An 18,664-nucleotide genomic window follows, 5' to 3' on the forward strand; every position below is an offset into this window, starting at 1 on the left:
CTTTTGCATTATGCAAAACCCGGTGCAAGAAGGCCCGGAGGCCGTCCGGCCGGACGACGTGAATCTTGATGCATCCCTAACGCCCCGATGACGGCTCCATGACGTAGCGTCGGAGCCGGTGTGCCGGGAAGTCGGGTCGGCGAAGTGTCCCAGTGAGTCGTCCGTACACCAGCGACGAGTCGTCCGTACGGGCATCAAGGAAGGTCTTCGCGTGACTTCGCCGAAACAGGCTGCCGCCGTCGCAGCCGTCCCCTCCCCCGTCGTGACCGGGCGCGGCCCACGGCGTTCCGTGCTCTTCTTCGCGTTCGCCTTCGCGGTGATCGCCGACCCGGTCTCCTCGGTCGCCTACGCCATCGAGGCCGCGCTGCGCGCCCTGCATGGCGATCTCGCGTTGCTGCTGCCGACGATGAGCCTGGTCGTCGGGCTGGTCGTGGTGGTCACCGCGAACTACTGGCAGCTCGTGCGGCGCTTCCCCAAGGGCGGTGGCGCGGCGGCCGCGGCGGGGCGCGCCTTCGGTGCGCGCTGGACGTTCCTGCCCATCGGGGCCCTGGTCGTCGACTTCGTGCTGACCATCGGCATCTCGATCGCGGCGGCGGCCAGCGCGGTCATCGCCCTGTTCCCGGGCCTGGCCCCGTGGCGCGTCCCGCTGGCGCTGCTGCTGCTGGTGGTCGTGGCCGGGCTGACCTGGTTCGGGCACGGCGGACGGCTGCTGTTCGCGTTCATGACGGTGGCCTTCGTGATCGTCTCCGTGTCCGTGCTGGTGCTGGGCTTCACCTCGCCGCACACCACGGGCCACGCCGCCACGTCCACGGCACCGGGTCACTCCGCCGTGCTCGCCGTGGTGCTGGCCTTCCCGGTGGCGATGGCCCTGGCCACCGGCATCGAGGCGCCCTCGACCGCGATCGCCCAGCTCGGCCAGCTCGACGACACCCACCGCCGCCGCTTCGGCCGCGGCACCCTCGCCCTGCTGCTCGTCATCGTCGGCGGCCTGACCCTCGCCCTGACCACCCTCGCCGTCCGGCTGCACACCGGCATCCCCGGCGCGGACTCCACCCAGATCGCCGACATCGCGCACGCCGCGGCAGGACCCGGCTGGCTCTACGGCGCCTTCCAGCTGACCAGTTCGCTTCTGCTGCTCGCCGCGGCCAGCTCCTCCTTCCAGGCCGGGCCCGGACTGCTCAAGGCCCTGTCCGGCACCGCCGATCGCCCCGGTGTGCTGCCGCCGGTCCTCGGCCGGACCAACCGGCACCACACCCCGTACTGGTCGGTCGTGGTCTACCTGGGCGCCGCCGCGCTGATCATCGTCGCGGCGGCCGGGCAGGAGCAGGAACTGGTCCTGTTCTACGCCGTCGCCGTGTTCGTCAGCTTCCTGGTGGGCCTCATCGCCATGGCCCGCTTCGCCACCCGGGAGAACAACAGGGTCCTGGCCTGGCTCAACGGCCTGGCCGCGGTGGCCGTCGCGTTCACCCTGGCGGTGAACCTGCTGCGCGGCTGGCCGATCCTGTCCCTGGCCGCGACGCTGCTCATCGCGGCCGGACTGTACGCGCGGTGGACCGCGGCCGGGCGCCCCACGGGAATCGAGGACGTCGAGGCGCGCGCCGAAGCGGGCTGACTCCGGGCACCCACGGAAGGGCCGCCGGGCCGGGACGCATCCGGTGCGGACGCGGCGGGCGGGAGCGCCGGCCACCGGCACGGCGGCGCTCCCGGCCACCCCGGCATGCCCGCGGCCCGGGCCCGGCCCTCCGACGCCGCCGCCGCGACGAGGCGGGGGAAACGACTGCCGCCGGCCACCCCGGGCCTGGCCTGTGCCGACGCTCCCGGAGCACGGCCTGTGACACGCGCCCTTGACTCGTTTTGCATAATGCAAAGATATGGAAGCGGAATCGACGAGCGCCATAGCGGCAACGACGGACGGGAAGCACGTGCCCAGCTACGCAACGAGGGGTTTCACTCCTAAGCCACGACTTCCGGGACTGCGCAACACCCCGTGGAGCCTGATGGCGCTCGCCGTGGTGGTCGGCGCGGGAGCCGGCGCGGGTTCGGTCGTCTTCCGCTGGTGCATCAAGACCTTCACGCACCTCCTCTCGGGCCACGCCGACTACGCCGCCTCCCCCGGCGCGAGCAATCCGCACGTGCCCTGGCTCGGCCCGTACTTCGTGCTCCTGGCCCCGGTCGTCGGCGGCCTGCTGTACGGGCCGCTGGTGAGCCGGTTCGCCAAGGAGGCCCGCGGTCACGGGGTGCCCGAGGTGATGCTCTCGGTCGCCCAGCGCGGCGGACGGATCAGCCCCAAGGTCGCCGTGGTCAAGACGCTGGCCTCCGGGCTGTGCATCGGCTCCGGCGGCTCCGTGGGCCGCGAAGGACCGATCGTGCAGATCGGCTCGGCGCTCGGCTCCACCCTCGGCCGGGTCACCAGGGCGACCGAGGGCCGGATGAAGCTCCTGGTCGCCTGCGGTGCGGCGGGCGGCATCGCGGCCACCTTCAACGCCCCGCTGGCCGGCGTCTTCTTCGCGATGGAGCTGATCCTGGGGACCTTCAGCGCGGAGGCCTTCGGGGCGACGGTGCTGGCCAGCGTCACCGCGAGCGTCATCGGGCGGGCCGCGTTCGGCGACAACGCCTTCCTGGCCCTGCCCGACTTCCACGTCGACCATCTCACCCAGTACGCGCTGTTCGCCGCGCTCGGTGTCGGGGCCGCGGCGGTGGGCGTCGGCTTCTCCCGCTTCCTGTATCTGATCGAGGACGCCTGCGACTGGATCTGGCGCGGTCCTGAGTGGCTGCGCCCGGCGGTCGGCGGCCTCCTGCTCGGGCTGGTCCTGCTGGCCCTGCCGGAGATGTACGGGGTCGGCTACCCGGTGCTGCAGAAGGCGACCGAGGGCGGCTACGCGGTCGGCTTCCTGCTCCTGCTGCTGGTCGGCAAGATGCTGGCCACCAGCCTGACCATCGGCATCGGCGGCTCGGGCGGGGTGTTCGCGCCGAGCCTGTTCATCGGGGCGATGCTGGGCTCGGCGTACGGCATCGGCGTCCACCACCTGCTGCCCGACTCCGCGGGCGCGGTGGGCGCGTACGCGCTGGTCGGCATGGGAGCGGTCTTCGCGGGCGCGGCCCGCGCGCCGATCACCGCCGTGGTGATCCTCTTCGAGCTCACCGGCGAGTACTCGATCATCCTGCCGCTGATGCTGGCGATCGTGCTGGCCACCGCGGTCAGCCGCCTGGTCACGCGCGACACCATCTACACCCTCAAGCTGCGCCGCCGCGGCATCGACCTCGAAGGCCCCGCTCCCGGCGCCCGGATCGGCACCCAGCGCGTCAGCGCCGTCATGGAGCCGCTCCCCTCCCCGCTGGCCACGTCCACCAGCCTCGCGGACGCCGCCGAGCTGCTGAGCCTGTCCGGCCACGGCGCCCTCCCCATGATCGACGACGGCGGGGAGTACGCCGGTGTCGTCACCGCGCAGGCGGTGGCGGAGGCCCTCGCGGAACAGCCGGAGGACGCGCCGACGCGGACGGGGCAGCTCGCCGAGACGCCCGAGCCCGTCCTCGCCGACCAGCCCCTCGCCCAGGCGCTGCACGCCCTGCTGTCGTCCGCCGGAACCGGTGTGCCGGTCCTGGACTCGGAGCACGGCAAGCCGGTCGGCTGGCTCAGCCACCAGAGCGCCCTGCGCGCGGTGCACACGGCCGCCTGACGGCGGCGGGGGCCGTGCGAAGGCCCGCCCCGTGCCGCGGTGGGCCACGCACACGGAGCACGCCCCGCGCTCACACGCGTGCGCTCACCTCGGCCGTTTCACCGCCCCGGTGCCCGGCAGGTACCGTCGCCCCGCACGTCGGTGTCACCGTGTGGAGATCCCGGGCTGCCGGTCCACCGGAAGCCGGCCGCCCCGCGGACGCAGCGTGGCATAGTGCAAGCTTTACCTGAAGCAAAGATTCTCTTTCCGTTACCGGCCCGTACCTGCCGATGTACCGCCGTCCACACCGGGAGGCTCGATGCCCATCTCGCGCAGCACGATAGGAACCGTCTTCGTGGGCGGCGCGCTGAGCGTGACCCTTGCCGCTCTGGCCTACCCGAGCATGCTCGGGATCCAGAAAACGTCGACGAACCAGTCGCGCGTGATCGCCAGCACCCAGTGGGGCCCGCTCACCGAGGCCGACCGCAACTTCGTCGTCTTCGTGCGCTCCGCCGGGCTCTGGGAGGGCCCCTCCGGGGATCTGGCCATGAAGAAGGGGACGACGGCGGCCGTACGGGAGGCCGGCCGGCACCTGGTCATCGGGCACGCCGCGCTCGACGCCAACTGCCGCAAGATCGCACCCGAGCTGAACATCACCATCCCCAACCAGCCCACTCCGCAGCAGCAGGGCTTTCTGGACAAGTTCAAGACCGACACCGGCAAGCAGTTCGACTCCGACTTCGCCAACATCCTGCGGGTGACGCACGGCTCGATCTTCACCACCATCGCCAAGATCCGCGCCACCACGGAGAACAGCCTCGTACGTCAGCTGGCCGACCAGGCCAACGACGTGGTCCTGGATCACATCACGCAGATGGAGAACACCGGACTGGTCAACTTCGACCAGGTCAACTTCCAGGAGACGACCCCGCCGAAGCTCCCCTCCAACCAGGTCACGCCACCGGTGCCGCAGCCCGGGGCACCCCTGATCGCCCTGACCGTGCCCCCCGACCTGCCGACCGCGGGAGTACCGACGGGACCGGCCACCACGCCGACGTCCTCGTCGTCACCGTCGCCGTCGCCGTCCCCCACGGTCGGATGACCTCGTCCCCGTGAGCACGGCCCGGCCTCCGCGGGCGGGCACATTTTACCCAGCGCAATGATCGGTCGGGCCGATCGCTCCGTACCTCCTGGCGTACCAGCCGCTCATGCCTGGAGGACGCATGTCCATCTCCCGCAACCTGACAGGATCGGTCGTCGTGGTCGGCGCGCTGGGCCTGACCCTCACCGCGCTCGCCTACCCCGCCATGCTGGGTGTGCGGACCGTGTCCGGTGATCCGAACCGGGTCATCGCCAGCACACAGTACGGACCGCTCACCGAGGGCGACCGCGACTTCGTGGTCAAGGTGCGCTCGGCCGGGCTGTGGGAGTACCCGCTGGGCGAACTGGCGCTGGAGAAGGGCTCGACGGAGGAGATGCGGGAGGCGGGCAAGCACCTGATCGTGGGACACGCCGGCCTCGACGAGCTGTGCCGCAGGATCGCGCCGGAGCTGAACATCACGCTGCCCAACCAGGCCACCCCGCAGCAGCAGCAGTTCGTGCAGACGTCGGCGGCCCAGTCCGGCAGACAGTTCGACAGCACCGCCGCCAACATCATGCGCGTGACGCACGGCCAGATCTTCCCGGCCATCGCCAAGGTCCGCGCCACCACCAAGAACACCCTCGTACGTCAGCTCGCCGACCTGGCCAACGACACCGTCCTCGACCACATCACCGTGCTGGAGAACACCGGCGTCGTCAACTTCGACCAGGTCAACTTCCAGCAGACGACCCCGCCCAAGCTTCCCAAGGAGCAGCTCACCCCGCCCCCGGCCCCGCCGGGCTCCCCCATCGTCGTCCTCACCCCACGGCCGGACCTGGGGATCAACACCGCGTCGCCGAAGCCCAGCCCCTCGGCCGGCTGATCAGCGCCGGCCGGCCGCGCCGGCTTCCCGCGGGCTCACGGTCCCCGCGGGCTCGGAGAGCCGGTAGGAGCGCACGACCGCGACCAGGGTCGCGGCCACCAGGGCCGCGGCCCAGGGGGCCAGGTCGCGCAGCGGCCCGGGCAGTCCGGCCCCCGTCTGCGCGCCCCGCGTCGGCACCCGTCCCCGCGGGTCGGACACCACGGCGAGCGCGTCTCCGGGCCGGGTGGCCTCGCCGCAGCCACGCCAGATGCGGACCTTGAGCGGGACACCGTCGCTGTCCGCCACCGAGCACAGGTAGCGCGCGTGCCCGCCCTGCGCCGCCCGGCCGTCCTCGACCGACGTCACCACCACGGACTGCACCTGCCCCCGTTCGGCCAGCACCACCCCGGCGGCCGCCTGCGGGACCTGCAGCGCGAGGCACACACCGAGCAGCGCGGCAATGCCGATCAGCGCCCGTCCGGCCCCCACGAGGATCAGATAGACCGCCAGCGCCCCCGTGCACACCAGGCCCGCCTCGCCGTCGGCCAGCGAGGGCCGGCCCGTCCAGGCGCCGTAGAACGTCGCACCGGCGATCGCCCCGGCGCCGAGGAGGCCGGCGAGGAGTCCCTCGCCCACGAGCCACCAGGGCGGCCGCCCGACGAACTCCGCCGGGCCCCAGACCGAGGTCCGCAGGTGCGCCATCAGATGCAGCTCGGACGGGGACGAGTGCTGGCGCTTCCGGCGCACGCGTGTCACACCCCCGCATCCTTCCCGTCCGCCGGCGACCACCGGGGCCACAGCCCGGAGACACCCCACGCGACCGGCCATCCGCACGTCGCGCGCATCGCCGGAACACGCCAGCGCAACCGACGTTCACAATTCACTTGCATTATGCAAAAACTTCCGGTCCCGGAGAAGAGCCGTCAGGGAATCGTGATGAACGGCCGGGAGGCCGTCAGGTGTCGTGCGCCATCATGCCGTCGACCACCCAGCCCAGCGGATGCGGTTCCGAGCCGTCCAGGGCGGGAGCGGGGGGCTCACCGCCCGCCGTGTTGAAGGCGCCCAGGGCCTCGACCAGCGCCAGCCGCTGGATCGGCGAGAGCCGCTCGACGATCGCGGCGATCTCGGTGCGGCGCCGGACCGTGACGTCGGCGACGGTACGCCGCCCCTCCTCGGTGAGCTGCAGCAGGGTCTCGCGGCGGTTGCCCGGGTTGGTCTGCCGGTCGGCGAGCCCGGCCGCGATGAGCCGGTCGACCATCCGCATCGCCGTGGAGGGCGCCACCTGGAGCAGGTCGGCGAGGGTGACCAGCTTGGTGGCACCGCGGGTGGAGAGCACGACCAGCATCCGGAACTGCGGCAGTGTCACCCGATCCTCGACCTCGGCGAGCGAGCGGGCGGAAACCGCCACCAACAGGCGGGACGCGGTCAGCACCGCGCGGGTGACCGCATCGACGTCGTCCATCGCCCCTGCGGGGTTCTCACGCTCCGGCATGCCTCCTTTCTACCTTGCCGAAGGTGCTGCCCCCTCATCTGATGGGAACAGATTTTCCTTCCCCATGACCGTGGTAGCGCAGCAGCAGCATCGCGGCGTCGTCATGGAGGGGTGCGGCGACGTGGCGCACCAGGTCCTCACGCAGCGACTCCAGGGCCCGGCCGGCGTCGGGCTCCTTGAGCAGACTCGCCCTCTCCCCGAGCGGGTAGAAGGTGCCGTCCTCGTCCCGGGCCTCGGTGACCCCGTCGGTGTAGAGCAGCAGCTGCTCGCCGGGCGCGAAGTCCACCCGATAGGGCTGGGGCCCCTCGCCGCCATGGGCGCCCAGCCCCAGGGGAAGGGCGTAGACGAGCGGCTGGGGGAAGTCGACGCCGCCGTCGCGGCGGACCACCATCGGCGCCGGATGACCGTAGTTGAGGAAGACGACCTCGTGATCCGAGCCGATCTCGGCCAGCACGGCCGTGACGAACTTCTCGCCCTCCAGCTCCCGGGCCACGCTGCGCTCCAGCCGCTCTCCCACCCCCAGCAGGTCCGGCTCGTCGTGGGCCGCCTCACGAAAGGCCCCGAGCACCACGGCTGCCGTCTCCACCGCCGCCAGCCCCTTGCCCTGCACATCGCCCACGATCACCCGGATCCCGTGCGGCGAGGCCACCACCTCGTACAGGTCCCCGCCGATCCGCGCCTCCGCCACCGCCGACGTGTACGACACCGCCGCCTGCAACGGCCCCGCGGACCGCGGCACCGGGCGCAGCAGCACCCGCTGCGCCACCTCCGCGATCGACCGGACGCTGGCCAGTTCGGCCTCCCTGCGCGAGCGGGTCACCGCGGCGGCGATGCCCACGCCGGTGACCCCCGCCACCGAGGCCATCGCGGTGAAGCCGCGCCGTTCCTCGAACAGCCCGTCGTACATCCCGAGCGCCACGCAGACGATCAGCGCCACCGCGCCGATCAGCGCCGTACGCCGCCACCCGCCGACCAGCCCGGAGAACGCCGGCCCGAGCGACACCAGAGGCAGCAGGCCCACCCCCGGACCGGCCACGACATCCGCCCCGGCCACCACGGCCATCGCCGCCACGGGCATCCAGGACAGCACCGCGGTAGCCTGCGTCGGCTTCGGCTCGGTCATGCGTCCTCCAGACAGGTTGCAGAGGCATGAGAACCGTCTGATATCGCTTTTGGCACAGACACCCCTCCCCGCATTTAGACTATGCAAAGGTGCCTGTGAGAAAAGCGCTCCCGGTCGAGCCCTTTACCCAATAGAGGCCGGGAGCCGACCTGTTCGACGTCGGAAGGCGAAGATGCCGCACAGAGACACCCCACCGGTACCGCCCCGGCTCCCCACGGGATGGCGGCGGCTCCTCGCCCGTCTGCCGATACCGATCTTCCGCTGCGGGCTGGGATGGGTCTTCGGCGGGCGGCTTCTCCTGCTGCATCACACGGGCCGCGTGAGCGGACTCGACCGCCGCGTGGTGCTGGAGGTCGTGGAGTACGCACCGGACGAGGGCTGCTGGATCGTCGCGTCCGGCTTCGGCCCGAAGGCGGCCTGGTACCGCAATCTGCGGGCGGAGCCGAAGACCCTGATCGAGGTGGGTACCCGCCGTCACGCGGTGACGGCCCACTTCCTCACGCCGGGTGACGGCGCCGAGATCATGGCCCGCTACGCCCGGCGCCGCCCGCGGACCGCCCGCCGCCTGGGTGCGTTCACGGGCCTGAGGACGGACGGCACCGACGCCGGGTTCCGGGAAGCGGGCGGGGCCGTTCCGTTCGTCCGCCTGGAGGCCGGCCCGGGAGCGCGGCTGCCGTGAGACCCCGGCACCGCACAGGTCCAATTCGAGACCAAGACGGCCCCAAAGACCTGGCGATCACATTTTGCACTGTGCAAAACTCTCGCCCGGGGGACCACGTCGGCGGCCGGTGTCGCCCGGCGCCCAGGAGTGATCGGCACGTTGTCGGGAGTGGGAGCGACAGGCCGGCCGTCGACAGGTCTCCCGCCATCCGGTTCTCGGCCACGAGTGTGCTCCGCGCCCTTTCCGCCGATCCGCGCGCTCCGCGGCGCCCCGCGGCCGGGACGCCGTCGAGAAGAGGCGAGGAGAAGCGACGCCATGGCCGCTGAGGACCCGGAAGAGGGCGGAACTCCGGGTGAGGGGGGCGGTGTTCCGCCCGTCCCGGACACCGTGTGGCGCAAGTTCCTGGAGGACACCGAGCAGGCCATCCAGGCCTCCGCGACCAGGGAACTCTCCGCGCGGGAGCGGGCGGCAGGTGTGCGCCCCGATCCGGCCGGCCCGCAGGGCCCGGGGCAGCGGAAGCGAACGGGCGCGCCCGCCGAGGACTCGCTGGACGCGGTGGGCGAGGTGTGGGAGCCGGAGGACGTGTGGCCCGGCCCGCCGTGGCGGGAGATGGACGGCCCCGCCAGATGCCGGCGGGTGGGCCGGATCCTCAGCGCGATCGCCGCGGTCCTCGTGGCCGTCGGGGCCCTGTCCTACGCGTCCAGCCGCTCGGGTGTCCCCGGCGGTACGCCCGGCGACACCGCCTCGCAGCAGTCCGAGCCGCTGCTGCCGAACGGAGTGCCCACCGAGACCGGCCTGCCGTCCGCACCGGCCTACGCGGGCACGCCCCCGCCGATGCCCCGCACCGGCTGAGACGCGGCACCCGGCACAGCGTCCGTTCCTCCGGCCTGGACACTGACTGGACAAGCGTTTAGTATCCTGTACATGCGTTCAACCCGCGACGACCGGACCGCCCGTGCGGTCATCCGCGACGAGGCCCTCGGCCTGTTCGCCGCACGTGGGCCGGAGTCGGTGACGGTGCGGCAGATCGCCGCTGCCGCCGATGTGTCGCCGGGGCTGGTCGTGCACCACTTCGGTTCGAAGGAGGGCCTGCGCCAGGAGGTCGACCAGTACGTCCTGGACGTCTTCGAGGCGATGGTCGGCGAGCTGACGGGCGACGGCGGTGCGGAGCTGCTCGACCCCGGGTCCGGGGCGGGTTCGCTGAGCGAGGTGTTCGCCCGGCACCTGCCCGGCGACTCACCGCTGCCCGGCTACCTGCGCCGGCTCCTGCTGTCCGACACGGAGGCCGCACGGCTGCTGTTCCGGCGGCTGTACGACCTGAGCAGGGCCGCGCTGGACGACCTGGCGGCAGCGGGACTGGCCTCCCGCGGGCGGGACCCGGCGGTACGCGCCGCCCTGCTCCTCTCCAACGACCTGGCCCTGTTCCTGCTGCGCGACCGGCTCACCGAGGTGCTGGGCACCGACCCGCTCTCGGCCGACGGCATGACCCGCTGGGCACCGGAGATGCTCAGCGTCTACGCGGGCGGGCTGAACGCGGAAACACCGGAACCACCGGAACCACCGGAAACACAAGGAGACGCCCCCTAGGGAGGCTGCGCATGGCGCCCGGCTCAACACCCGCACCGACACCCGTACTTCAGGCTCAGGACGTCCACAAGTCCTACGGCAGGCACCCCGTCCTGCGCGGCGCCGACCTCACCGTCGACCCCGGGCAGCTCGTCGCCGTCGTGGGCGAGAACGGCGCCGGCAAGTCGACGCTTCTGAAGATCCTGGCCGGCACCCTGCCCGTGGACCGCGGCGAGGTCGTGCTGTCCGGCACGCTCGGCTACTGCCCGCAGGACCCCGTCCTGAACGCGAGCCTCACCGTCGAGCAGCACCTGCGCTACTTCGCCGCCGCCCACCGCCTGCCCGATCTGGGCCGCGGCCGTGACCTGATGAGCGTGCTCGGCTACGAGCGGTACGGCGCGTCCCCCGTCGGCGAACTGTCGGGCGGCACACGGCAGAAGCTCAACCTCACCCTCTCCCTCCTGCACGACCCGGACGTCCTGCTCCTCGACGAGCCGTACCAGGGCTTCGACTGGGACACCTACCTGCGGTTCTGGGACCTGGTGGACGACCTGCGCGCCCGCGGGAAGGCCGTCGTGGTCATCACCCACCTCGTCTTCGAACAGGACCGCTTCGACGTGCTGGCGGATCTCACCGACGGCAGGCTCACCCCGCGTACGACGTCGAAGGAGGACCACCATGTCGGCGTCTGACGCACTCCGGCCGCGGCCGCTGTACGGGCAGTTCCCCACCGCGCTGCGGTTCTGCGTGCGCGACCAGACCCGCAACCGGCTCGCCGGGCTGCTGCTCGTCCTGTTCGTGCCCGCGTGGTACCTGATGATGGACGCCCTGGCCGGACACACCCCGCTGGACTTCAAGCTGTACGCGACCGGCGAGGTCCTGCACGTGGACGGCGGGCATCTGACGCTGATCTCGGCCGGCCTCAACTCCGTCACGATGATCGCCGGCTTCGTCGTCTTCGACGCCGTCCGCAAGGCCCTCGCCTTCGACCGCCGCCTGGTCTTCGCCGGATACCGGCAGGGCACACTCATCGGCGCCAAGTCCCTGGCCGTCGCCCTGGTCGCGGGGGCGATCGCCCTCTACACCGCGCTCGCGATCCTGCCCTTCTGGCGGCCGGACCCCGGCGGCTGGTTCGCCGTGCTCGCCGGCTTCGCCGCCATCGCGCTCACCTACGGCGCTCTCGGCCTGCTCCTCGGCGTCCTGGTCAAGCACGACCTGGAGGGCTTCTTCCTGATCATCATGGGCGGGCTGATGGACACCTTCCTGCAGAACCCGCTGGGCAACCCGCTGGCCAACAAGCCCGTCCTGCAGTGGTTCCCGTCCTTCGGACCCATGCAGTTCGCCGTGGGCGGCTCCTTCGGCCACACCGCGCTGTGGAGCCACCTCGCACTGGGGCTGGCCTGGGCGGCCGGGTTCGCCGCGGTCGGGCTGGTGATCTTCCGGGTCAGGACCCGCAACCGCACCCGCAGCGGTGCCTGACGAGCGCCGTACTCCCGGTGCAGTAGCCCGCCACTCCCTGCGGAGTAATCCCGATCCGCTTCTCCCGTACGACGACCACCACGGCCCGCCCGAGCAGCATGAAGCCATGATTGTCATCGAAGTCTTCGCCCCCGCGGGCGTTCTCGGACCGGCACAACGGCAACGACTCGGCGAGCGGCTCATCGACGCTCTCATGGGAACCGAGGACGCCCACGCGGAGGCCGTCATGGACTCCGCGCGCGCCCTCACCCAGGTCCTCGTCCACGAGCCGGCCGCCTGGATCACGGGCGACCGCCGGCCGGTCGACCCGGCCGATCCGCCCCGCTACCTGATCCGGGTCGGCGCGCCGGCCGCCTGGCGCAAGGAGATGAGCGCCCACGCCATCGACCGGCTCACCCAGGCCCTCGCCGAGACCGAGGCGGAGGCCGGCCGCGACCCCGACCGCCTCCGCGACCAGCCGCACGCCCTGGTCCAGGTCGTCGGCATCGCCGAGGGCAGCCTCGGTATGTGCGGACGCCCCATGGGCAGCCTCGACCTGATCCAGCACATGACCGCCCCGCACCGCGACGCCATCGCCCGCCTGAGCACCGCCGACCTGCCGCCCGGCACCGTCATCGACCCGGTGTGCGGCATGACCGTCGACCTCGGCACCACCGACCTCACCCTGGAGGTCGACGGCACGCTCCACGGCTTCTGCAACGGCCAGTGCCGGCGCATCTTCGCCGACGAGCACGGGGTGCCACTGACCGCGTAGGGCTCAGCGGTAGTCGGGGTTGGGCGCGTCCACGCGGCAGCCCGCGTCCCACTCCGAGCGCCGGTTGCCGTGCGCGGGGATGCCCTTGGCCCGCTTGAGCAGGGCCGCCAGGTGCATGAGGTTCCACGTCATGAAGGTGGTGTTGCGGTTGGTGAAGTCGTTCTCCGGGCCGCCCGAGCCGGGGTCCAGATACGACGGCCCCGGCCCCGCCGGTCCGATCCAGCCGGCGTCGGCCTGCGGCGGGATGGTGTAGCCGAGGTGCTGCAGGCTGTAGAGGACGTTCATCGCGCAGTGCTTCACGCCGTCCTCGTTGCCCGTGATCAGACAGCCCCCGACCCGGCCGTAGTAGGCGTACTGGCCCTCGGCGTTGAGCAGCCCCGAGCAGCCGTAGAGCCGCTCGACGACCTTCTTCGTCACCGAGCTGTTGTCGCCCAGCCAGATCGGCCCCGCGAGTACCAGGATGTCGGCGGCCATGACCTGCTCGTACACGGCCGGCCAGTCGTCCGTGGCGAAGCCGTGCTCGGTCATGTCGGGGTAGACGCCGGTGGCGATGTCGTGGTCGACGGCCCGGATCTCGGAGGTGGTCACCCCCCGGGACATCATGATCGCCGCGCTCTTGTCGATCAGCCCCTGGGTGTGGCTCCGCTGCGGGGAGGGTTTGAGGGTGCAGTTGATGAACAGGGCGGTGAGGTCGTCGAAACGGTAACTGTCGTCGGTGGCGTTCACGGCGGCTCCTTGGACGCGGGACGGCGGTTCGTCCCAGGACGGATACGGCCCCAGCCGCAGCCTCTCGCGAGGACCGCCGTTTGTCGCGCTGTGTCCGCCATACGTCAGAGTTCCGTTCCGGGTGGCCCGGGGGCGTCCGGGCCGCCGCGGCCGCCGGGCGGGGCCCCGGGGGCGGGCGGCGGCCCGGCGCTGCCCTACGGCACTCGGACCCACAGCGCCTTGGACGGGGTGCCCTGGTCGTCCGTCACGAAGAGCATGTACCAGCCGGCCGGGACCAGGTCGCGGTTGTCCGGGACGGTGATCCGGATGCCCTTGCCGTCCTTCGTCTTCTTGAAGTCGAGTGCGATGGAGCGCTGTTCGACATCGGTGACGTGGGTGGTGGAACTGGGGTGGATGAGCCGCGCCGTCTTGATGACCGAGGCGTACTTGGTGGCGAAGGTCGCCGTCCGGCCGAGCCTGACGGTGCCCGGCCCGCTCGTGAGTGAGGGCCGCGAGCCGCGGTACAGGTACGGCGGGGTGTAGATCTCCAGGCGCTGCTCGAACACGCCGGGCCTGGTCTTGGCCCGGTCGGCGAAGAGGGAGTCGCCGCCGAAGGTGATGACCCGGCCGTCGGGCAGGAGGATGGAGCCGGAGTGGTAGTTGCGGCCCACCTCGGGGTCGGCCACGCGACGCATCCGGCCGGTCCTGGCATCGTAGATACGGGCCTGGTGGATGTTCTCGGCGGCCGGACCGCGGTAGTCCTGGGAACCGCCGGTGATCAGGACGGTGTCGTCGGGGAGGATCGACAGCTCCGGGTAGCGGGTGCCTTCCTGCAGCCGGGGCCCGTCCGTGAAGTGCGGGCTGTTCGCCTTGAGGTCGATGACCCGGGTCTTCTTCGACGACTTGGTCGACTCACCGATGCCGCCGCCCCCCACCACCATGAACTTCTCGTCCTGGGCGGGCGGCAGCAGGACGGTCCCGGAGGTCTCCATCAGGTTCGCGTCGCCCAGGCCGGGCAGTTTGGTGAACTTGTTGGGGCCGAACCGCCAGATGCCCGGCGCGCGGCCGACGTTGCTGGGACCGTAGCCGGCGTTCGAGCCGGAGTAGAAGAAGGTGCCGTCGGGCAGCTGGAAGACGGCCGGGTAGGTGGGGAACTGGCGGATCTTGCCGCTGTAGTGCCAGGTCCTGCTCTTCGGGTCGTAGATCTCGCTCTTGCCGGGCACCACCTGGCCGATGTCGTCCAGGCCGGACAGGGCCAGCACCCGGCCGTCGGCCAGGCGGGTCAGGGTCGGGTACCAGCGCGCCTCGTTCATCGGGGCGACCTTGGTGAACTTCTCCGTGTAGGGGTTGAACTCGTACGCCTGCCGGATGCCCTGGAAGTCCTTCTTGTCCAGGCCGAGTTTGTTGGCGATGCCGTACACGTTGTGGGTGTCGGAGCCGGTCAGGCCCTGGATGCGGTAGTTCTCCTGGGCGCCGGTCTCGTACTTGGCGCCCTTCTTCTGCGCCTCGACGTAGGTGCGGCCCAGGCTCGCCTCCGTGCGCAGGAACGCGCCGGTCCTCTTGTCGAAGACCTTCTTCGCCGGCTTGACGGTGACCGGGTCCCTGGAGACGAACGTCTTGTGGTTCTCCCGGCCGGTGAAGCGGGTGCCGGCGGGCAGGGTGACCGGCTTGTCCGGGTTCTCGTTGTGCACGACCATCAGGCCGCCGGCCTTGGTGACGTCGCCCTTGAGCTTCTCGTAGCGCTTGGTGCCGCCCGCGAACAGCAGGTTGCCGTCGGCGAGATGGATGTGGCCGGTGCAGAACAGGTCGGCCGGGGTCCTGATCTCGTGGAAGGTGTTCTTGACCGGATCCCAGACCACCGAGCGGAAGTTCTTCGCGTCGAAGTTGTCGAGGTTGTTGCCGGAGCCCGCGACCAGCAGCACCTTGCCGGTCTGCAGCAGGGCCCCGTGGATGGTGTTCTGGCGGAACTCCTTCGGCACGTCCACCAGGTCCCAGTGGCCGTTGGCGGACTTGTACTCCGGTCTGTTGATCTTGTACGCGTGGTACTTCTCGTTCCCGAAGCGGTACAGCCACGGACCGTTCAGTCCGGCCAGGGCCAGGACCACGACGGTGCCGACGGCAAGACGGCGGACGCGACGGCGCGCGCCGACATCATGTGCGGAACTCATACCCACATCCCCCCGGAATGGGTGCAGCAGCGGTCAACGGCCGCCCAAAGCGGCGGCCGTGAGACAAACCGCCATCATATTTTGCACCATGCAAAGGAGAGGCCAAACACGTGTAACAGCTGTGCTGAGGACTCGTTGCGGGACGGGGCGTCGCGCCGGCGGGGAGCCCGGCCGCCGGGGCGGCGGGCACAGGGGCGGTGGGGTGCGGGACGGCGGTTTCACCTGCCCGCCCGTTGCCGGGGCCAGTCGCCGTGAATCGTGGCACGATGCAAAGACGGCCGGAACACAAGCTCGTGCCGTACGACTAGGGGGTTGACCGTGTCCGCCATCACCATCGCGCTGCGTCGGGCGATGCGCCTCGACGGAGCGCTCGGGGTCATGGTCGTCGACTACGTCAGCCGGATGACGCTCGGCACGCTCGGCACACCGGACGGCCTCGACCTCGGCAAGGCCGCGAGCGGCGGCACGGACGTCGTACGCGCCAAGCTCTCGGCCCTGGACCTGGTCGGCTACGCGCCGACGCGGCTGGAAGACATCCTGATCACCCTGGACACGGAGTACCACCTCATCCGGCCGCTGAACCGCCGCCGGCACGAAGGGCTCTTCCTCTACGTCGTCCTGGACCGGGACCGCACCGATCTGCCCAGCGTGCGCAAGGAGCTGCGGCAGATCGAGCAGCTCCTGTGAGCGGCCGGGGGGCGGTGCGGCCGGCCAGGACGGCGAGGAATCGGCACCGCGGCGGCAACTGCCGCCCGCGCCACGTCAGTTGCCGGTGAGCAGGTGCCGGACGACGTACCCGGCGGAGTCCACACCGGAGCGGCCGCCCTCGACCAGGGCGGCGACGGCGATACGGGAGTTGTACGCGGTCAGCCATCCGTTGGTGTGGTCGCCCTCCTCCGCGGTGCCGGTCTTGGCGCCCACACCCGGCAGACCGCCAAGTCGTGGGGCCGCGGTACCGCCGGTGGCCACGGAACGCATCATCGACTGCAGATAGCCCGCCGTGCGGGCGGAGATGGGCCGGGGCGCGGTCTCCTGGTGCTGTCCGGGCAGGATGACGGGCTGCTTGAACCCGACGCCGCGCACGGTGGCCGCCACGGACGCCATGAACAGCGGGGTCGCCGTGACCCTGCCCTGGCCGATGAACTGGGCCGCCTGGTCGCCGCCCTGCGCGTCCACGGGGATGCTCGGGTCGGTGGTCGCGACCCCGCCGCCGATGGACCAGCTGCCCATGCCGAAGACGTTCACGGCCTCGTCGTGCAGCGCGGAGGCCTCCTGGCCGTGCACGAGGTAGTGGAAACCGTCCTTGATGAAGGCGGTGTTGCACGAGACCGTGAACGCCTGGGCGAGGGTCGAGGCCGGGTTGGCCCGCACCCCGGAGTCGTTGTGGAAGAGCTGGCTGTTGGCCATCAGCGAGTCCGTGCACGGGGCGGGGGAGTTCGGGGTGAGGCCCACCCGGTCGAACAGGGCCGCCGAGGTGATGATCTTCATGGTGGAGCCCGGCGACTTGATGCCGTTGACAGCGATGTCGCCGTCGGCGCCGGTGTGGGCGATCGCGAGCAGGTGACCGGTCCTCCAGTCCAGCGCCACCGTCCCGGCGGGCTTGTCCTGGAGGTGCGGGTCCTTGACGGCGGCCTCGGCCACCTCCTGCAGGGAGGCGTCGATGGTCGTCCTGATGACCGGGGCCTTCCCCCGGGAGAAGACCTTCAGTGTCTTCACGCCGGCACCGTCCGCGCCGAGCACGGCCACGCCCGTGCCCGCGCTGCCGCCGCTCGGTGTGGCGTTCTTGCGGATCGTCGCCGCCATGCCCCGCAGGGAGGAGAAGCGGGACAGGTCGGTCCTGCCGTCGCTCGCCACGACCTTGGCGGTGCTCACGCCCGCGGGAAGCGTGCCGGCGGTCAGCGACTGGTCGTCCCCCAGGCCCGGAGAGAGCACCGAGTTGTTCCAGTGCACCGCCGTCCGGCCGTTCGTGCTCTGCCGTACCGCCACCGCGCTCGCATAGGTCCAGGTGCCCCCGGCCACCTGCGCCGTGACGTCGAAGGTGACCTTGGTGGCCCCCGCCGTCACCGTCGACGGACCCGCCGAGGTGAGGTGCCGGAAGGTCAGCTTCTTCAGGTGCAGGCCGTCCGCGTATCCCCGCAGGGCCGATACGGCCGTGGCCGACGCGTCGGTGTCGCTCGCGGCGCGGTCCAGCCGCTGTGCGGACCACTGGTCCAGGAAGGTGCGCGTCAGCTCGACGGCCTTGGCGTCCGACGGCGGCTCGCTCGATACCGCCGCCGGGTCGAAACCGCTCTCCGCCTTGGTCCCACCACTCCCCGTCGTCCCCGAGGACATCGCCTGCACGACGTTGTAGGCGCCGATTCCCCCGACGGTGAGCAGCGCCGTAGAGGTACCGGCTATGCCGATCTTCACAGCTCTGTTCATACGGTGGATCGTATGTTTGTTTGCACTGTGCAGGTATTCGCGCAGACAGATCGTTACCGGACCGTCAGTGCCTCCGGCGTGCCGCACGCGCGCCGCGCCACCCGCCGGTCTGGACATCGCGCGACGCCTGACGCTTCCCTGGGGAGCGACACGGAAACGACAACGGGAGCCGAACGTGCGGGCACGTGAACTGGCAGTGGAGTACGAGACCGTCGGCATCGACGACGACGCCATGGCGGCGGCGCGCCTGATGGCCGAGCAGAGCCTGCCGGCGCTGCTGGTCCTCGACGAGCGGGGGGCGCCCCGGGCGATCCTCCCCGCCTCCCAGATGATCAAGACCGTGGTGCCGGCCTACGTCATCGACGACCCGACGCTGGCCGCGGTGGTCGACGAGCGGCACGCCGACCGCCTCTGCCAGGCCCTCAAGGGCCGCACCGTCCACGACTGCCTGTCCGAGAGCGTGCCCGCGCCGCCGGTGGCCGAGCCGGACGCGACGGCGCTGGAGGTCGCGGCCCTGATGGCTCAGGTGCGCAGCCCGCTCGTGGCGGTCGCGGAAGAGCAGCGGGACGGGACGCGCCTGCTCGGGGTGATCACCGCCGCGCACCTGCTGGAGCAGCTGCTGATCGCCGCGTCCTGACGCCGGTGTGCCGCGTCCCCCACGTACGGGGGCCGGCCTCGGCCGACGTTGCCGGAACC

18 protein-coding genes are annotated in these 18,664 nt (G+C 71.4%); 12 read left to right on the forward strand and 6 right to left on the reverse strand.

Features of this window, described 5'->3' with window-relative positions:
* Window positions 1-211: 211 nt before the first annotated feature.
* The 4 genes from ACIRPX_RS42170 (at window position 212) to ACIRPX_RS42185 (ending at window position 5,620) form a co-directional block, all read left to right on the forward strand.
* Window positions 212-1,612, forward strand: a complete 1,401-nt coding sequence (locus tag ACIRPX_RS42170) for an amino acid permease (protein WP_404205410.1) — start codon at window positions 212-214, stop codon at window positions 1,610-1,612.
* 385 nt (window positions 1,613-1,997) lie between these two features.
* Window positions 1,998-3,677, forward strand: a complete 1,680-nt coding sequence (locus tag ACIRPX_RS42175; RefSeq protein ID WP_404205411.1) for a chloride channel protein — start codon at window positions 1,998-2,000, stop codon at window positions 3,675-3,677.
* Between the two features lie 298 nt (window positions 3,678-3,975).
* Window positions 3,976-4,758: a DUF4142 domain-containing protein gene (locus ACIRPX_RS42180; protein ID WP_404205412.1), complete on the forward strand. Its 783-nt coding sequence runs from the start codon at window positions 3,976-3,978 to the stop codon at window positions 4,756-4,758.
* A 121-nt stretch (window positions 4,759-4,879) separates the two neighbouring features.
* Entirely contained in the window at window positions 4,880-5,620 is a 741-nt protein-coding gene (locus tag ACIRPX_RS42185; protein WP_404205413.1) for a DUF4142 domain-containing protein, read from the forward strand.
* On the opposite strand, the gene ACIRPX_RS42190 is transcribed toward ACIRPX_RS42185, so the two are convergent.
* The 3 genes from ACIRPX_RS42190 to ACIRPX_RS42200 form a co-directional block, all read right to left on the reverse strand.
* On the reverse strand, window positions 5,621-6,355 hold the full coding sequence (locus ACIRPX_RS42190) for a hypothetical protein (protein ID WP_404205414.1): 735 nt from the start codon (window positions 6,353-6,355) through the stop codon (window positions 5,621-5,623).
* Window positions 6,356-6,554: 199 nt separating this feature from the next.
* Window positions 6,555-7,091: a MarR family winged helix-turn-helix transcriptional regulator gene (locus tag ACIRPX_RS42195; RefSeq protein ID WP_404205415.1), complete on the reverse strand. Its 537-nt coding sequence runs from the start codon at window positions 7,089-7,091 to the stop codon at window positions 6,555-6,557.
* Between the two features lie 34 nt (window positions 7,092-7,125).
* Window positions 7,126-8,214 carry a PP2C family protein-serine/threonine phosphatase gene (locus ACIRPX_RS42200; protein WP_404205416.1) on the reverse strand — a complete coding sequence of 363 codons (1,089 nt, stop codon included), beginning with the start codon at window positions 8,212-8,214 and terminating at the stop codon, window positions 7,126-7,128.
* Window positions 8,215-8,386: 172 nt separating this feature from the next.
* Here ACIRPX_RS42200 and ACIRPX_RS42205 point away from each other — a divergent pair, with 172 nt between their 5' ends.
* The 6 genes from ACIRPX_RS42205 (at window position 8,387) to ACIRPX_RS42230 (ending at window position 12,674) form a co-directional block, all read left to right on the forward strand.
* Window positions 8,387-8,893: a nitroreductase family deazaflavin-dependent oxidoreductase gene (locus tag ACIRPX_RS42205; protein WP_404205417.1), complete on the forward strand. Its 507-nt coding sequence runs from the start codon at window positions 8,387-8,389 to the stop codon at window positions 8,891-8,893.
* 297 nt (window positions 8,894-9,190) lie between these two features.
* Window positions 9,191-9,727, forward strand: coding sequence for a hypothetical protein (locus tag ACIRPX_RS42210; RefSeq protein ID WP_404205418.1), 537 nt, complete (start codon window positions 9,191-9,193; stop codon window positions 9,725-9,727).
* 72 nt (window positions 9,728-9,799) lie between these two features.
* Complete coding sequence (locus ACIRPX_RS42215; RefSeq protein ID WP_404205419.1) at window positions 9,800-10,462, forward strand: TetR/AcrR family transcriptional regulator; 663 nt, start codon at window positions 9,800-9,802, stop codon at window positions 10,460-10,462.
* Window positions 10,463-10,473: 11 nt separating this feature from the next.
* On the forward strand, window positions 10,474-11,133 hold the full coding sequence (locus ACIRPX_RS42220; RefSeq protein WP_404205420.1) for an ABC transporter ATP-binding protein: 660 nt from the start codon (window positions 10,474-10,476) through the stop codon (window positions 11,131-11,133).
* Window positions 11,120-11,920, forward strand: a complete 801-nt coding sequence (locus tag ACIRPX_RS42225; RefSeq protein WP_404205421.1) for a hypothetical protein — start codon at window positions 11,120-11,122, stop codon at window positions 11,918-11,920. Before ACIRPX_RS42220 ends, ACIRPX_RS42225 begins: the two co-directional genes overlap by 14 nt.
* Before the next feature lie 106 nt (window positions 11,921-12,026).
* Window positions 12,027-12,674, forward strand: coding sequence for a hypothetical protein (locus ACIRPX_RS42230; protein WP_404205422.1), 648 nt, complete (start codon window positions 12,027-12,029; stop codon window positions 12,672-12,674).
* 3 nt (window positions 12,675-12,677) lie between these two features.
* On the opposite strand, the gene ACIRPX_RS42235 is transcribed toward ACIRPX_RS42230, so the two are convergent.
* Together ACIRPX_RS42235 and ACIRPX_RS42240 are read right to left on the reverse strand one after the other, a co-directional pair.
* Complete coding sequence (locus tag ACIRPX_RS42235; protein ID WP_404205423.1) at window positions 12,678-13,400, reverse strand: flavodoxin family protein; 723 nt, start codon at window positions 13,398-13,400, stop codon at window positions 12,678-12,680.
* Window positions 13,401-13,594: 194 nt separating this feature from the next.
* Window positions 13,595-15,547 carry a galactose oxidase-like domain-containing protein gene (locus ACIRPX_RS42240; protein WP_404205424.1) on the reverse strand — a complete coding sequence of 651 codons (1,953 nt, stop codon included), beginning with the start codon at window positions 15,545-15,547 and terminating at the stop codon, window positions 13,595-13,597.
* Between the two features lie 318 nt (window positions 15,548-15,865).
* On the opposite strand from ACIRPX_RS42240, the gene ACIRPX_RS42245 reads away from it, so the two are divergent.
* Window positions 15,866-16,234, forward strand: coding sequence for a hypothetical protein (locus ACIRPX_RS42245; protein WP_404205425.1), 369 nt, complete (start codon window positions 15,866-15,868; stop codon window positions 16,232-16,234).
* A gap of 75 nt (window positions 16,235-16,309) precedes the next feature.
* Here ACIRPX_RS42245 and ACIRPX_RS42250 read toward each other — a convergent pair whose 3' ends face one another.
* A complete protein-coding gene (locus ACIRPX_RS42250; protein ID WP_404205426.1) occupies window positions 16,310-17,968 on the reverse strand; it encodes a penicillin-binding transpeptidase domain-containing protein in 1,659 nt (552 codons plus the stop codon).
* A gap of 175 nt (window positions 17,969-18,143) precedes the next feature.
* Here ACIRPX_RS42250 and ACIRPX_RS42255 point away from each other — a divergent pair, with 175 nt between their 5' ends.
* Window positions 18,144-18,605 (forward strand): CBS domain-containing protein, encoded by a 462-nt coding sequence (locus tag ACIRPX_RS42255; RefSeq protein WP_404205427.1) that lies wholly within the window; start codon window positions 18,144-18,146, stop codon window positions 18,603-18,605.
* Window positions 18,606-18,664 lie beyond the last annotated feature (59 nt).

This window comes from Streptomyces sp. NPDC101225, from assembly GCF_044767585.1.
GTDB lineage: Bacteria > Actinomycetota > Actinomycetes > Streptomycetales > Streptomycetaceae > Streptomyces.